Origin of the sequence: Dinoroseobacter sp. S124A (assembly GCF_049801015.1) — a bacterium.
GTDB lineage: Bacteria > Pseudomonadota > Alphaproteobacteria > Rhodobacterales > Rhodobacteraceae > Dinoroseobacter.
Genome location: NZ_JBNAGD010000002.1, coordinates 543,412 through 557,236, shown reverse-complemented (window position 1 = coordinate 557,236; position 13,825 = coordinate 543,412). Strand labels below are relative to the sequence as shown.

At 62.9% G+C, this 13,825-nt stretch carries 12 protein-coding genes; 5 read left to right on the top strand and 7 right to left on the bottom strand.

Going from position 1 to position 13,825, the window contains the following annotated elements; genetic code table 11:
- Positions 1–104: 104 nt before the first annotated feature.
- Positions 105–890, bottom strand: a complete 786-nt coding sequence (locus ACP15I_RS07595) for an HpcH/HpaI aldolase family protein (RefSeq protein ID WP_424974585.1) — start codon at positions 888–890, stop codon at positions 105–107.
- 92 nt (positions 891–982) lie between these two features.
- On the opposite strand from ACP15I_RS07595, the gene ACP15I_RS07590 reads away from it, so the two are divergent.
- From ACP15I_RS07590 to ACP15I_RS07580, 3 genes are read left to right on the top strand one after another with little or no spacing between them, the layout of a single operon-like run.
- Positions 983–1,996: a C4-dicarboxylate TRAP transporter substrate-binding protein gene (locus ACP15I_RS07590; RefSeq protein WP_424974584.1), complete on the top strand. Its 1,014-nt coding sequence runs from the start codon at positions 983–985 to the stop codon at positions 1,994–1,996.
- A 58-nt stretch (positions 1,997–2,054) separates the two neighbouring features.
- Complete coding sequence (locus ACP15I_RS07585; RefSeq protein WP_424974583.1) at positions 2,055–2,675, top strand: TRAP transporter small permease subunit; 621 nt, start codon at positions 2,055–2,057, stop codon at positions 2,673–2,675.
- Positions 2,676–2,706: 31 nt separating this feature from the next.
- The gene (locus ACP15I_RS07580; RefSeq protein ID WP_424974626.1) at positions 2,707–4,089 is read left to right on the top strand and encodes a TRAP transporter large permease; all 1,383 of its coding nucleotides are present in this window, start codon (positions 2,707–2,709) and stop codon (positions 4,087–4,089) included.
- A gap of 120 nt (positions 4,090–4,209) precedes the next feature.
- Here the strand turns inward: ACP15I_RS07580 and ACP15I_RS07575 are convergent, their stop codons facing one another.
- The 6 genes from ACP15I_RS07575 to ACP15I_RS07550 all read right to left on the bottom strand — a co-directional run bounded on the left by ACP15I_RS07575 (position 4,210) and on the right by ACP15I_RS07550 (position 11,209).
- Positions 4,210–4,641 (bottom strand): hypothetical protein, encoded by a 432-nt coding sequence (locus ACP15I_RS07575; RefSeq protein ID WP_424974582.1) that lies wholly within the window; start codon positions 4,639–4,641, stop codon positions 4,210–4,212.
- Positions 4,642–4,774: 133 nt separating this feature from the next.
- Positions 4,775–5,890, bottom strand: coding sequence for an ABC transporter ATP-binding protein (locus ACP15I_RS07570; protein WP_424974581.1), 1,116 nt, complete (start codon positions 5,888–5,890; stop codon positions 4,775–4,777).
- Between the two features lie 34 nt (positions 5,891–5,924).
- Positions 5,925–7,583, bottom strand: a complete 1,659-nt coding sequence (locus tag ACP15I_RS07565) for an alpha-glucosidase (protein WP_424974579.1) — start codon at positions 7,581–7,583, stop codon at positions 5,925–5,927.
- A 13-nt stretch (positions 7,584–7,596) separates the two neighbouring features.
- The gene (locus ACP15I_RS07560) at positions 7,597–8,754 is read right to left on the bottom strand and encodes a carbohydrate ABC transporter permease (RefSeq protein ID WP_424974578.1); all 1,158 of its coding nucleotides are present in this window, start codon (positions 8,752–8,754) and stop codon (positions 7,597–7,599) included.
- A gap of 16 nt (positions 8,755–8,770) precedes the next feature.
- Positions 8,771–9,775 carry a carbohydrate ABC transporter permease gene (locus ACP15I_RS07555; protein ID WP_424967679.1) on the bottom strand — a complete coding sequence of 335 codons (1,005 nt, stop codon included), beginning with the start codon at positions 9,773–9,775 and terminating at the stop codon, positions 8,771–8,773.
- A 75-nt stretch (positions 9,776–9,850) separates the two neighbouring features.
- A complete protein-coding gene (locus ACP15I_RS07550) occupies positions 9,851–11,209 on the bottom strand; it encodes an ABC transporter substrate-binding protein (protein WP_424974577.1) in 1,359 nt (452 codons plus the stop codon).
- A 258-nt stretch (positions 11,210–11,467) separates the two neighbouring features.
- Here ACP15I_RS07550 and ACP15I_RS07545 point away from each other — a divergent pair, with 258 nt between their 5' ends.
- Both ACP15I_RS07545 and ACP15I_RS07540 read left to right on the top strand, forming a co-directional pair.
- A complete protein-coding gene (locus tag ACP15I_RS07545) occupies positions 11,468–12,493 on the top strand; it encodes a substrate-binding domain-containing protein (RefSeq protein ID WP_424967677.1) in 1,026 nt (341 codons plus the stop codon).
- Between the two features lie 19 nt (positions 12,494–12,512).
- A complete protein-coding gene (locus ACP15I_RS07540; RefSeq protein ID WP_424974576.1) occupies positions 12,513–13,814 on the top strand; it encodes a GH1 family beta-glucosidase in 1,302 nt (433 codons plus the stop codon).
- The last annotated feature ends 11 nt before the right edge of the window (positions 13,815–13,825 follow it).

Here is a 13,825-nt window from a genome sequence, read left to right as displayed (position 1 = left end):
TGTCGGGGTCTTCGTTAGGCACGTCCCCCTCGCATGGATCGGCCCGAGGGACAAGGGGCGCGCCCTGTCGCAGGGGGCACGCCGCCCCGAAGATGCCGCAACGACTAGGCTTTGGGCAAAAGCGCGCGCGTGTCGGCCGACAGGCTGCGCAGCGCGCCAGCCAGCGCGGTCACATCCGCCCCCACCCCGATAAAACGCGCCCCCAGGGCGGCATAGCGCGCAACCCTTTCGGCGGAGAAGGACAGGATGCCCGGCACCTTGCCCGCCGCATCGATGGCGGCCAGCGCCTCGGCCATGACCGCCTCGACCTCCGGCACACCGGACTGACCGGTATACCCCATATCCGCCGCAAGATCGGCGGGGCCGATGAACAGCACGTCGATCCCGTCCACGGCGGCAATCTCCGGGATCGCCGCCACCGCGTCGCGGCTCTCGATCTGGGCGATTGTGCAAATCTGGGCGTTCGCGGTCTCCACGTAATCCTGGTTCAGGGAATAGCCCGAGGCGCGCGCCAGCGCAGCGCCATTGCCCCGCACGCCCTCGGGCGGATAGCGCATGGCCTCAGCCACCTGCCGGGCTTGGGCCGCGCTTTCGACCATGGGCACCATGACCGTCTGCACCCCGAGATCGAGCACGCGCTTGAGCACCCATGTCTCGCCCACGGGCACCCGGGCGATGGCATGGCTGTCGCCGCCACTGGCCAAGGCGCGGAACTGGGCGATCATGTCCCCGGGGTCATTTGGCGAATGCTCTCCATCCACCAGGCACCAGTCGAATCCGCAGCCCGCCGCGAGTTCCGCCACGGTCGGCGAGCCAAAGCCGAGCCAGAGCCCGATTTGCGTCTCGCCCCGCAACAATGCGCTCTTCAATCTGTTCTCTGGCGCTGCCATGGGACCTCCCTGTTTTTTGTGTTGGACCTCGCCGCGTGGACAGCTACGGTCTGTGCCAGCAAACCTTAGATTTGCACCCAGGGAGAGAAAACATGAAAACGCTTTTGAAGAGCACCGTGATCGCGGGGCTGTCTCTGACCTTTGTGGGCGAGGCGCTGGCCACCGAGTGGAACGTATCCGTCTGGGGCACCCGCCGTGCCTTTACCGAGCATATCCACAAGCTTGCCGAGCTGGTCGAAGAGAAGTCCGGCGGCGAGTTCACAATGAATATCAGCTATGGCGGTCTGTCCAAGAACCGCGAGAACCTCGACGGGATCTCGATCGGCGCCTTCGAGATGGCCCAGTTCTGCGCGGGCTATCACCGGGACAAGAACCCGACCATCACGGTGCTGGAGCTGCCCTTCCTCGGGGTGGCCAACCTCGAAGAGGAGGTGGCAGTCAGCCACGCGGTCTATGACCATCCGGCGGTGCAGGCCGATCTCGGGCGCTGGAATGCCAAGCTGCTGATGACCTCACCCATGCCGCAATACAACATTGCCGGCACCGGCAATGCGCGCGACAAGCTCGCCGATTTCGACGGTATGCGGGTCCGCGCCACGGGTGGCCTTGGTCAGGCCTTCGAAAAGGTGGGCGCGGTGCCGACCTCGGTGACCTCGTCGGAAGCCTATAATGCGATGGAATCCGGCGTGGTGGACACGGTGGCCTTTGCGCAGCACGCGCATCTGTCCTTCCGCACCATCGACATTGCCGATTGGTGGACCGAAAACCTGAACCCCGGCACGGTCAACTGCCCGGTTGTGGTGAACACCGACGCCTATGACGACCTGAGTGATGAGCACCGCGCGATCCTCGACGAGTCCGTCGCGGGCGCCATCGACCACTATCTGGCGAATTACGGCGAGCTTCTGAACAAGTGGGAAGAGGTTCTGGCCGAGAAAGAGGTCCAGAAGATCACCGTGGATGAGGCCGAGATCGCCAAGTTCCGCGAAGTGGCGCTGCCGCTCCATCAGGAGTGGATCCAGACCATGACCGATCAGGGCATTCCGGGACAGGAGCTCTATGATCTGGTGCTGAGCACACTCGAGAAGAAGCGGATGTCCAACTGACCTCCATCTGACCTGAAAGGCTCCGGGATTTCCGGAGCCTTTTTCGAAAGTTGCCCCCATGTCTTCAAGTTCCGTCTTAACCGACGAAACCGGCCTGTCCCGTGCGGATCGTGCGCTCTTGCGGCTGGAATCCGTGATGAACCTGCTCGGCGGTGTCGTCATCTTCGCCCTCGTGGTGCTCGCCGTCTATAACGTGCTGGGCCGCAAGTTCTTCAGCGCGCCCGTGCCCGGCTATGTGGACTGGACCGAACAGTTCATGGCCACCTTCGCCTTTCTCGGTCTGGCCTTCTGCCAACGGGAGGGCGGCCATATCCGCATGGATATCGTCGTGGGTCAACTGCGCGGGCGAACCCTTTGGTTTGCCGAATGTTTGTCCTGCATCTTCATGCTGCTGCTCACCACGGCGCTGATCTATGGCACCTGGTTTCACTTTGAGCGCAGCTTCGATTTTGCCGCGCCGCTCTGGAGCCGGGACAGCTCGATCGATATCGCCCTGCCACTCTGGCCCGCCAAGTTGATCGTGCCGATCTCGCTGGCGTTGCTTTGGTGTCGTCTGGTGCTGCAGATCTGGGGCTTCGCCCGGGCCTTCCGCCGGAATGAGCGGTACCCCGTCGCCGTGCCTCTGATCGAGGACGCCTTCACTCAGGCCAACAAGGAAGCGAAGACCGTCGATGGATGATCTCATTGACATGAAAGCCCTGCTGGATGGCATTGATATTTTTAATGTCTCTCTGTGGCTGAGCGGGCTTCTGGTTTTACTGGTGCTGATCGGCGTGCGCGTCGCGTTTGCCACCGCGTTTATCGGGTTCGTTGGCCTGTGCATCTTCTTCATGGAGAAACAGGGCTTCGACCGGGGCCTCGTGACGGCGATGAAACTTGCCGGGCAGGTTCCTCATTCGAAATCAACAACCTACAGCCTGTCGCTCATCCCGACATTCATCCTGATCGGGTATCTGGCGTATTATGCGGGACTGACCCGCTTCCTGTTCGAGGCGGCCAAGCGCTGGGTCGGCTGGTTGCCCGGCGGGCTGGGCGTCGCGACGGTCTTTGCGACTGCGGGGTTCGCAGCAGTGTCCGGCGCCTCCGTCGCCACCTCGGCAGTGTTTGCCCGCATCGCCATCCCGGAGATGCTCAAGCTCGGCTATGACAAGCGCTTTGCCGCGGGCGTGGTGGCCGCAGGCGGCACCCTCGCCTCGCTGATCCCACCCTCGGCCATCCTCGTCATCTACGCGATCATCGTCGAGCAATCCGTGGGCAAGCTGCTGCTGGCGGGCTTTTTGCCCGGTGCGGTTTCGGCAATCATTTATGCCGGGCTGGTGATTGGCCTCGCGCGTTACCGCAAGGATCTGGGCCCGCCGGTCGGCGGCTTCACCTGGGGCGAGCGCTTCTCGGCCTTGCCCGGCGCGCTGCCCATCCTGTTTGTCGTCTTCATCATCGTTTATTCGATCTATTTCGGATGGGCGACACCCACCGAGGCAGGCGCCCTCGGGGCCTTTGTCGTCCTGCTCATGGCGCTCTGGCAGGGCCTGCGCTGGGGGCAGCTCAAGGGCGCGCTGATGGAGGCCGCCAAGCTGACGGTGATGATCTTCACCATGATCTGGGGCGTGCTGATCTATGTCCGCTTCCTCGGCTTTGCCAAACTGCCCGAGACCTTTGCCGATTGGATCGGGTCGCTCGATCAATCGCCCTACCTGATCCTGCTGATGATCCTCGGCGCCTATGTGATCCTCGGGATGTTCATGGATGCCATTGGGATGCTGATCCTGACCCTGCCCGTGACCTTCCCGGCGGTGATCGCCCTGAACGGCGGCCCGGATGTCACCCGAGAGGCCGCGGCCCTTGGCATGACCGCCGAGGAGTGCGCGATCTGGTTCGGGATCATCGTGGTGAAAATGGCGGAGCTCTGTTTGATCACACCGCCCATTGGCCTCAACTGCTTCGTGGTGGCTGGTGTTGCCCAAGACAACAAGCTGCCGATCTCGGTCCAAGATGTGTTCCGCGGCGCCTCCCCCTTCTTCGTGGCGGACGTGATCACCGTGGCCGTGCTGATCGCCTTCCCGGGCATCGTGCTCTGGTTGCCCAGCCTGCTCTGACCGCGCCGCTGGGTCGGGGGGCCGCGCCCCAAGGGCGCGGTGGGGGCATCGCCCCCTGAACAAAGACAATAAAGCCCCGCGCGAGCGGGGCTTTTCCTTTGGATCACCGTCCCGATGGGCTCAGAGCGGCGGGAAGCCCCCGGCGCGTTCCGGCAAGCGCTGCATCAGCGTGGGCGGCATCTCGGACTGCGTGCCGTAGCCGGTGAAACACCCAAGGCTCTGCCCCGCCTTCAGCACCGCATCTTGCTTGCCCTTGGCTATGGACAGGTCGGCTTCGTAATCTTTCCCCGCAGAAAGCGCGAAAAGCGCGGGCCAGAAGAGCACGAGCCCCACGGTCATCACCGCCGTGTCCGTATTCGCCTTGCTCCGCTGATGGGCCGTAAGCTCTTGCACATGGCCCTCGATCGCTGCGCGCTCGGCGGTCAGCGCGTGGCAGCTATACCCGGCATAGACGCTGGGCGAGATGAAGCTCCGCTGCACCTTCTCGGGCGGCGTCGCGCAGCCGCTGACGACAAGCGCCGCGCAAGCCAGTGCCATAATTCCCTGTTTCATGCCCGACCCCTCGCGTCAAAACTGCACCGGGTCAGGCTGTAGGGGGGCTGTGGCAGGAATGGGGCAGCAACCGCGCCCTCAGGCGACGAACTCTGTCAAATCGAACGGCCCCGCCAACGCGGGACCGGCCGGCTCAGTGCGGCGCGAAGGTAACGTGATGCCCGTCGGGATAGAGCAGCGAGACGCCATCCTTGAACACATGGACCTTGGCGGGATCCGCCGTCATCCGCGTCACCTGCCCCTTGAGGTCCTTATGGATCCCCTGGAGCTTGGCGATGCTCGCCTCCTGCCCGGCGGGCGCTTCGAAATAGAGCAGCGTCACCTCGCCGAGCGCTTCGGTGATCGCCACCTTGCCCTCGAAGAGATACGTATCCGTCGCCTCCACCATGTCCTCGGGGCGCACGCCGACATTCACGCTGGCGCCCATCAGGCTCGCATCGGACGGATAGTTGGACACGGCCACACCGCCCCCGGTCATCTCGATGGTGGTCTGCGCACCCGTTCCGGTGATCGTGCCCGGCAGCAGATTCATCTTGGGGCTGCCAATGAACTGCGCCACGAACTCGTTCTCGGGCTTCTCATAGAGCTCCAGCGGTGAGCCCACCTGCGCGATCCCACCCCCGGCGAGCACCACGATCCGGGTGGCGAGCGTCATGGCCTCCACCTGGTCATGGGTCACATAGATCATCGTGCTCTCGGGCATCGCCTCCTTGAGTTGCGCGATCTCGAGCCGTGTCGCCACCCGCAGGGCCGCGTCAAGGTTCGAGAGCGGCTCGTCAAAAAGATAGACCTTGGGATCCCGGACAATCGAGCGGCCAATGGCGACCCGCTGTCGCTGACCACCGGACAGGGCCTTGGGCAATCGGTCGAGATACTGGCCCAGTTGCAGCTTCTCGGCGGCGGCCTCCACGGCGCTGTCGATCTCTTCCTGAGATTTCTTCGCGATCTTGAGGGCGAAGGACATGTTCTCGCGCACGGTCATATGGGGATAGAGCGCATAGGACTGGAACACCATGGCGATGCCCCGCTGGGCGGGCGGCACATCGTTGACAACGGTGTTGTCGATCTCCAGCGTGCCGCCCGAGATCTTCTCCAGCCCCGCAATCATCCGCAGCAGTGTCGACTTTCCGCAGCCCGAGGGCCCGACAAAGACGATCAGCTCGCCCTGCTGCACGTCCAGATTGATGTTGCTCAGAACCTTGACGTCGCCGTAAGCCTTGGCCACGTCCGTCAGCTTCAAATCTGCCATTCTCCCCTCCCTCTCAAATTCCAGCCGCGCTGGTTTATGCTGTTTTCAGCGCGATGCAGGGCTGCCACGGCCCCAGATGCACACGGCCATCCGGGCTGGTGCCCGCCGAATTCAGTTCCGCCCCGATCTGGGTCCAGTTGCCCGCAGGCAGATCGACCACACCGGGTGTGTCGCTCATGTTGAGCGCATAGAAAATCGTCTCCTCGGCGCTTTCGCGCAGGAAGCTCAGGACATCGCCCTCGGCGTTCAGACCCGAAAGTGCGCCCTTGGCCAGCACCTTGTGGCTCCGCCGGAAGGCCAGCGCCTTGCGGTAGTGGTGCAGCACCGCGTCGGGGGCGTGTTCCTGCGCCGAGACGGCCATGTTCAGGTGCTCGGACGAGACCGGCAGCCAGGGCCGCGTGGCGGAAAAGCCGCCCGTCTGATTGTCAGACTGCCAGACCATCGGCGTCCGGCAGCCGTCACGGCCCTTGAATTCGGGCCAGAACTCGATCCCGTACGGGTCCTGCAGATCGTCGAAGGCCACGTCCGCCTCGGGCAGGCCGAGCTCTTCGCCCTGGTACAGGCAGACCGAGCCGCGCAGACACATGAGCAGTGTCAGGATCCCCCGTTGCGCGCCCGGGGTCAGGTCCCAGCGGGTCACATGGCGCATCACGTCATGGTTGGAAAACGCCCAGCAGGCCCAGCCCTCGGCCGCCACATCCGCGACCTTGCTGAGCACTTCCTCAACGCGGGGCGCGGTCAGGGCCTCCTTGGAGAGGAATTCAAAGGCGTAGCACATATGCACGCCCTCGGTGCCCGCGGTGTACTGACCGAGGATCTCCAGCCCGTATTGCGCATCGCCCACCTCGCCCACGGCGGCAATGGCCGGGTATTCCTCCATCATGCCGCGGAAGCGCGCGAGGAAATCGAGGTTCTCAGGCTGGTTCTTGGAATAGAGGTGGCGCTGATGGTTATAGGGGTTCACCGCCGGCGCGATCGTATCATTGCGATCTTCGGGCGGCAGGGCCGGATTGTCCCGCAGCTCTGCATCATGGGTGTAGAAATTGATCGTGTCGAGGCGGAAGCCATCCACCCCGCGATCCAGCCAGAACCGCCCCACATCCAGAAGCGCGTCCTGCACAGCCCGGCAGTGGAAGTTCAGGTCCGGCTGCGAGGTCAGGAAGTTGTGCAGGTAATACTGGCAGCGCCGCGCATCCCATTGCCAGCCCGACCCGCCAAAGATCGACAGCCAGTTATTGGGCGGCGTGCCATCGGGCTTGGGGTCGGCCCAGACATACCAGTCGGCCTTGTCGTTGTCGCGGCTCGTGCGGCTTTCGGCGAACCATGGATGCTGGTCGCTGGTATGGCTCAACACCAGGTCGATCATCACACGCAGCCCATAGATATGGGCCGTCTCGATCACCGCGTCGAAATCCGCGAGCGTGCCGAACATCGGATCCACGTCGCAGTAATCGCTCACATCATAGCCGAAATCCTTCATCGGCGAGGTGAAGAACGGGCTGATCCAGATCGCGTCCACCCCGAGCGAGGCGATATAAGGCATCCGCTCGACGATCCCCAGAAGATCGCCGATCCCGTCGCCATTGCTGTCCTGAAAACTGCGGGGATAGATCTGATAGATGACAGCCCCGCGCCACCAGTCGGCGTCGGCGGCAAGGCCCTTGGCCGCGCGCATTTGTGCCACTGCATTCATCGAAAGGGGTTCCTTACTTGACCGAGCCGGCCAAGAGGCCGCGCACGAGGAAACGTTGCATGGAGAAGAAGACCAGAAGCGGCACCGCGATCGACACGAAGGCCGCCGTCGCGAGGATTTCCCAATTGCCGCCTCTTGTGCCCAGAAGCTCGACGATCTGGTTGGTCATGACCGTGGTCTGGCCCGTGGCGTCGATCAGGAACACCTTGGCGACCAGGAGGTCATTCCAGGTCCAGAGGAACTGGAAGATCGCGAAAGAGGCCAACGCCGGGAAGCTGAGCGGCAGGACGATCTTGGTGAAGATCTGGAAATCCGTCGCCCCGTCCACCTTGGCGTTCTCGATGATGTCCCGTGGCAGGCCCACCATGTAATTGCGCAAGAGATAGATCGCGAGCGGCATGCCAAAGCCCGTATGGGCGAGCCATGTGCCCAAATACCCTTTGCCGATCCCGATATTGTTGTGCAGCGTCAGCAGTGGAATGAGCGCCAGTTGCAGCGGCACCACCAGCAATCCGACGATGACCGCGATCAAGAGCGCGCGCCCCGGAAATTCCATCCAGGCCAGCGCATAGGCAGCGAAGGCCGCCACGAGGATCGGGATGATCGTCGCCGGAATGGTCACGGTCAGCGTGTTGAAGAAGGCCCGCGCCATGCCCTCGGAATTGCTCGGGTCCAGCAGCATGTTGTGATAATTGTCGAGCGTGAACTCGGGCGGGGTCGTGGCGGTCACGAAGACCCGCTGCCCGCGCCCGCCCATCTGGTCATCATTGCCCGACCAGAGATAGGCGCCATCCGACTGCACGGTGATGGTCTCGCCATCGCCCAGATCCGCCGTCTCGCCCGCAGTATAGGCGGCGATGTTACGGCTCGACGTGCCCCAGACGCTGATCACGGCATCGGTGATGCCCTCATCGGCAAAGAGATTGCCCTCGACCACGTAGAGATCCCCCTGCTGGACCCGGAAGTCATCCGGATCCGCCGCGCGCAGGGTGATGTTCTGCTCGGACGGGAACATGGATTTCCACCAGCCGCTCGAAGAGATCTGTTCCACCGTCCGGAAGGACGACACGAACAGCCCGAAGGTCGGCAGCAGCCACAGGACCACCAGGGCCACGACCGATAAATGCACGGCCCAGGTGAGCGAAGATTTGGTTCCAGCGATATTGTCCATGATCTCCCCCCGCGCCTCAGCGCATTTCCTTGCGCGCGCTGTGGATGTTCCAGACCAGGATCGGTGTCACCAGAAGCATGATCACCATCGCACTGGCCGAGCCGACGCCCCAGTCATTGGCGCGGAACAGCTTGTCGAACATGTAATTGGCCAGAACCTGCGTCTCCCATTGTCCGTTGGTCATGGCAAAGACGATGTCGAAGACCTTGAGCACCACGAGCGTGATCGTCGTCCAGACCACCACCACCGTGGGCATGATCTGTGGCACCTTGATCTTGAAAAAGATCTGCCAGGGTGAGGCGCCGTCGATGATGGCCGCCTCGATGGTCTCTTCGGGAATGCCGCGCAAGGCCGCCGAGAGGATCACCATGGCAAACCCTGTCTGCACCCAGACCAGCACGATCATCAGGAAGAAATTGTTCCAGAACGGGATCGTCAGGAAGGTCACCGGATCGCCGCCGAGCCAGACGATGAAGGCGTTCAGGATGCCGATCTGCTCCTGCTCGATCGGGCGGCCATCATAGACCAGTTTCCAGATCACCGAGGCGCCGACAAAGCTGATCGCCATGGGCATGAAGATGATCGACTTGGCGATATTGCCCCATTTGATCCGGTCGGTCAGCTGGGCCGCGATGAGGCCAAAGGCCGTGGACAGCGCTGGCACCACGATCAGCCAGAACATGTTGTTGCGCATGGCTTCCCAGAATTTTGGCTCCGAGGCCATTTGCGCGTAATTGTCGAGCCCGACCCACTGGTAGCCGCCGCCCGGGACCCGTTCCAGCAGCGAGAGCCGCAGGGTCTCAATCACCGGATAGCCGAGATAGAGCGCCAGCACGAAGAGCGCCGGGAACAGGAAGATCCAGGGCCGGATCTGGTTGGCGCGGTTGATGTTGCGCCCCGCATTCGGCCCCTTGGCCGGGTAGAGCACTCTGTCGAGGAACTGATTGGCAAAGTAGAAATAGCCGACACAGCCGCCAACGCCGATGATGATCGTGAAAATTCCTTGAATGGCCGGATGCATGGCCGCTCCCCCTGTTCCTGAATGCCGTGGGGTTGCAGGCCGCCCCGTGGGACGGCCCGCCTGTCTTGCCTGCGCTTACTTGAGCGCGTCCCAGGAGGACTGGATCTCGGAGGCCACTTCAGCCGCCGTTTTCGCACCGGAGGAGTAATCCACCATGCCGGTCCAGAAGGTGCCTGCCCCCACGCCGCCCGGCATCAGGTCAGAGCCGTCAAAGCGGAAAGTCGTGGCGTTGGTCAGGATCTCGCCCTGCCCGCGCAGGGTGTCGCTGGCATAGGCCGCGGGATTGGCCGCCTTGAACGGAGTCAGGAAGCCGTCCTGCGCCATCATCACCTCATGGGCGAAGGGCGTTTTCAGGAATTCGATGAACGCGCCCGCGGCCGGGTTCTCGTTGGTGATCGCAAAGAGCGTCCCTGCCCCCAGAACCGGGCGGCCGAGGTCTTTTTCCTCAAATGCCGGGAAGTAGAAGAAATCCGCATCCTCACCCAGCTCGGTACCTTCGGGGAAATAGGCGGGAATGAAGCTCGCCTGGCGGTGCATCATGCAGGAGGGCGGCGAGGCAAAAAGGCCCAGCGGGCTCTCGCGGAAATCGACCGAGGCAGTGTCATTCGCATTGCCGACCACGTAGTCGTCATTGCGGGTGAAACTCCCATATTCCTCGATCGCCGCGACCACCTTCGGATCGTCGAAGGGCATCTCGTTGGAGACCCAGGCGTCATAGGTCTCGGGCGTCTGGGTGCGCAGCATCAGATCCTCGACCCAGTCGGTCGCAGGCCAGCCCGTGGCCCCGCCCGACCCCAGCCCGACGCAGAGCGGCGTCTGGCCGTCGGACACCATCTGGTCCATCAGCGCCTTGAACTCTTCCATGGTCTCGGGGACATCATACTCGAAATCCTCGAAGTTCTCGGGGATGTACCAGACCAGCGACTTCACGTTCACATTGAAGAAGAAGCCATAGAGCTGATCGGCACCCGAGCCGTCCGCATAGGTCCCCAGATCGATCCAGGACTGCCCGGCAGCGTAGTTGTCGCGGATCCACTCGTCAGAGCCCGCAGGCAGCGGTGTCAGGAACCCGCGCTCGGCCATGGTGGTGGCCAGACCCGGCTGCGGGAAGACCGTCAGATCGGGGGCGGAGCCCGCCTCGGCGTCGATCATGATCTGCTGCTCAAGGCTGTCGGAGCCCACATAGGTCGCGTTGGCCCCGGTGGCCTCGTTGAAAAACGCCACGAGGTTCGAAAACGCATCCGCTTCGCCCGCAAGCCACGGCCCGAAGATCGACAGGTCCTGCCCGGCGAGATCCGTGCCCGCCGCGAACGCCTCGTAGCTTTCCCAGTTGAACTCGCCCTCACCCGGCGTGAAGGCCAGATGCCCGCCGGCTCCGGCGATACCCGTCGACAGAGCAAGCGCCGCAGCACTCGCGTACAAGGTGAATTTCATGTCAGTCCTCCCAGACCAGCGTGCCAGCGTCACGCCCCATGCTTATTTTAGCGCTAGAATCGCACCCAAAGCGCTTTGAATGCGCCAGACATCTCGCGTTGTTCCAATTCTGTCAATCTTTGAAAACCTGAACACGCGAATAATTTCATCCTGAGCGCAGCGGGTTTTGAAAAGCAAGATTGAAATTTAAGCTTTTGACGAATGTCCGTTTACACGCTTACGGTGCAGGAACCGGCTATGTGAGACGACATTCAGACCATGAATCTAAAACAGCTTTCCGAAAAACTGGGCCTCTCACCGACCACGGTCAGCCGGGCGTTGAACGGCTATCCCGAGGTCTCTGAGACCACGCGTCAACGGATCCAAGCCGCGGCCAAGCAGTATAATTACTACCCCAGTACCCGGGCCAAATCGCTTGCGACCGGGCGGTCCATGGCCATCGGTCACGTGATCCCAACCGATGCAAATTCCGAGATGGTGAACCCGATCTTCGGGGATTTCCTGGCCGGCGCGGGCGAGACCTACAGCGCGTCGGGCTATGACATCATGCTCTCGGCGGTTCAGGCCGAGAACGAGCTGCAATGCTACCGCGATTTTGCCGCCAAGCGCAGTGTGGACGGGGTGATCGTCCATGGACCGCGCACGGACGATCCGCGCATCGCCCTGCTCAAGGAGCTGAACCTGCCCTTTGTCGTCCATGGCCGGGCGCCGGTTTCCGATGACAGCTACTCCTGGCTCGACATCAACAATCGCCGCGCCTTTCAACGGGCGGCCCAGCTTCTGATCGATCTCGGCCATAGCCGGATCGCCCTGATCAACGGCCAGGAATCCATGGATTTCGCACAGCGCCGCCGCACGGGCTATTCAGCGGCGATGGAAGCGGCGGGCCTGCCCCTGCGACCGGATCACATGGTGGCCGATGACATGACTGAAGGCGTCGGGTTCCAGGCGGCGACGCGGATGCTCGACGGGCCGAACCCGCCCACGGCCTTTCTTGTGTCATCGATCATCACCGCCATCGGGGTCCGTCGGGCCATCGGCACACGGGGGCTGGTGCTGGGCCGCGATGTCTCGGTCGTGATCCATGATGACGAGATCAGCTATCTGCGCAACGGCGACCGCGAGCCCCTGTTCACCGCCACCCGATCCTCGGTGCGGGCCGCCGGGCGGCGGGCGGCGGAAATCCTGCTGCAACGGATTGCGCAACCGACAACCCCTCCGATACAGGAGCTCTGGGATGTGGAGCTGACCCTGGGCCAGTCCACAGGCCCTGCCCCCACCTGATCCGCGAAAGAGCTGCGCCATGTCCCTCATCCGTTCCGACTACCCCGAGGATTTCCTGTTTGGGGTGGCCACCTCCGCCTATCAGATCGAGGGCCATGCCAAGGGCGGCGCGGGGCGCACCCATTGGGATGATTTCGCCGCCGGTCCCGGCAATGTGGTGCGGGCTGAGCATGGCGCGCTGGCCTGCGATCACTATGACCGGATGGACGAGGATCTCGACCTGATCCGCGATCTGGGTGTGGATAGTTACCGGTTTTCAACCAGCTGGGCGCGGGTCCTCCCCGAGGGGCGCGGTACGCCGAATGCTGAAGGGCTCGATTTCTACGACCGTCTGGTGGACGGCCTGCTGGAGCGCGGAATCAAGCCCGCCGCCACCCTCTATCATTGGGAACTGCCCTCACCCCTCGCCGATATGGGCGGCTGGCGGAACCGCGATATCGCCGCCTGGTTCGGGGAGTTCACCGAGACCATCATGGGCCGGATCGGCGACCGCGTCTGGTCGACCGCGCCGATCAACGAGCCGTGGTGCGTCGGCTGGCTGAGCCACTTTCAGGGTCATCACGCCCCGGGTCTGCGCGACATTCGCGCGGCCGCCCGGGCGATGCACCATATCCTGCTGGCCCATGGCACCGCGATCTCGGTGATGCGCGGTCTGGGCATGTCGAACCTCGGGGCGGTGTGCAACATGGAATATGCCGAGCCCGCGCCGGGCACGGATGGCAGCGACGCCGATCTCTATGACGCGATCTACAACCAGTTCTTCCTGTCCGGCATGTTCCACAAACGCTACCCGGACGTGGTTCTGGCGGGGATCGAACCCCACCTGCCCGATGGCTGGCAGGACGATTTCGACGTGATCAGCACGCCGCTCGATTGGGTCGGGCTGAACTACTACACCCGCAAGATCCTTGCCCCCGATGACGGTCCCTGGCCCCATCACCAAGAGATCGACGGCCCCCTGCCCAAGACCCAGATGGGCTGGGAGATCTATCCCGAGGGCCTCTACCAGCTTCTGACCATGATGAAAGAGCGCTATACCGGCGACCTGCCGCTCTATGTCACCGAGAACGGAATGGCCTCGGAGATCCCGTTTCGGGATGCGGATCGCGTCGCCTATCTCGAGACGCATCTGGCACAGGCCCGCCGCGCGATTGCCGAGGGCGTGCCGCTGAAGGGCTACTTCATCTGGTCCCTGATGGACAATTACGAGTGGGCTTTGGGCTATGAAAAGCGCTTTGGATTGGTCCATGTGGACTTCGAAACCCTCACCCGCACCCCGAAAGACTCTTACCGCGCGCTGGCATCTGGGTTAAGGCGTTAGCGCTACCATTC

Bases quoted from the DNA above. Each gene is read 5' to 3' on its own strand.
- ACP15I_RS07540 (WP_424974576.1), top strand. From the start codon at position 12,513: ATGTCCCTCATCCGTTCCGACTACCCCGAGGATTTCCTGTTTGGGGTG.
- ACP15I_RS07585 (WP_424974583.1), top strand. From the start codon at position 2,055: ATGTCTTCAAGTTCCGTCTTAACCGACGAAACCGGCCTGTCCCGTGCG.
- ACP15I_RS07545 (WP_424967677.1), top strand. From the start codon at position 11,468: ATGAATCTAAAACAGCTTTCCGAAAAACTGGGCCTCTCACCGACCACG.
- ACP15I_RS07565 (WP_424974579.1), bottom strand. From the start codon at position 7,583: ATGAATGCAGTGGCACAAATGCGCGCGGCCAAGGGCCTTGCCGCCGAC.
- ACP15I_RS07595 (WP_424974585.1), bottom strand. From the start codon at position 890: ATGGCAGCGCCAGAGAACAGATTGAAGAGCGCATTGTTGCGGGGCGAG.
- ACP15I_RS07560 (WP_424974578.1), bottom strand. From the start codon at position 8,754: ATGGACAATATCGCTGGAACCAAATCTTCGCTCACCTGGGCCGTGCAT.
- ACP15I_RS07575 (WP_424974582.1), bottom strand. From the start codon at position 4,641: ATGAAACAGGGAATTATGGCACTGGCTTGCGCGGCGCTTGTCGTCAGC.
- ACP15I_RS07590 (WP_424974584.1), top strand. From the start codon at position 983: ATGAAAACGCTTTTGAAGAGCACCGTGATCGCGGGGCTGTCTCTGACC.
- ACP15I_RS07570 (WP_424974581.1), bottom strand. From the start codon at position 5,890: ATGGCAGATTTGAAGCTGACGGACGTGGCCAAGGCTTACGGCGACGTC.
- ACP15I_RS07555 (WP_424967679.1), bottom strand. From the start codon at position 9,775: ATGCATCCGGCCATTCAAGGAATTTTCACGATCATCATCGGCGTTGGC.
- ACP15I_RS07550 (WP_424974577.1), bottom strand. From the start codon at position 11,209: ATGAAATTCACCTTGTACGCGAGTGCTGCGGCGCTTGCTCTGTCGACG.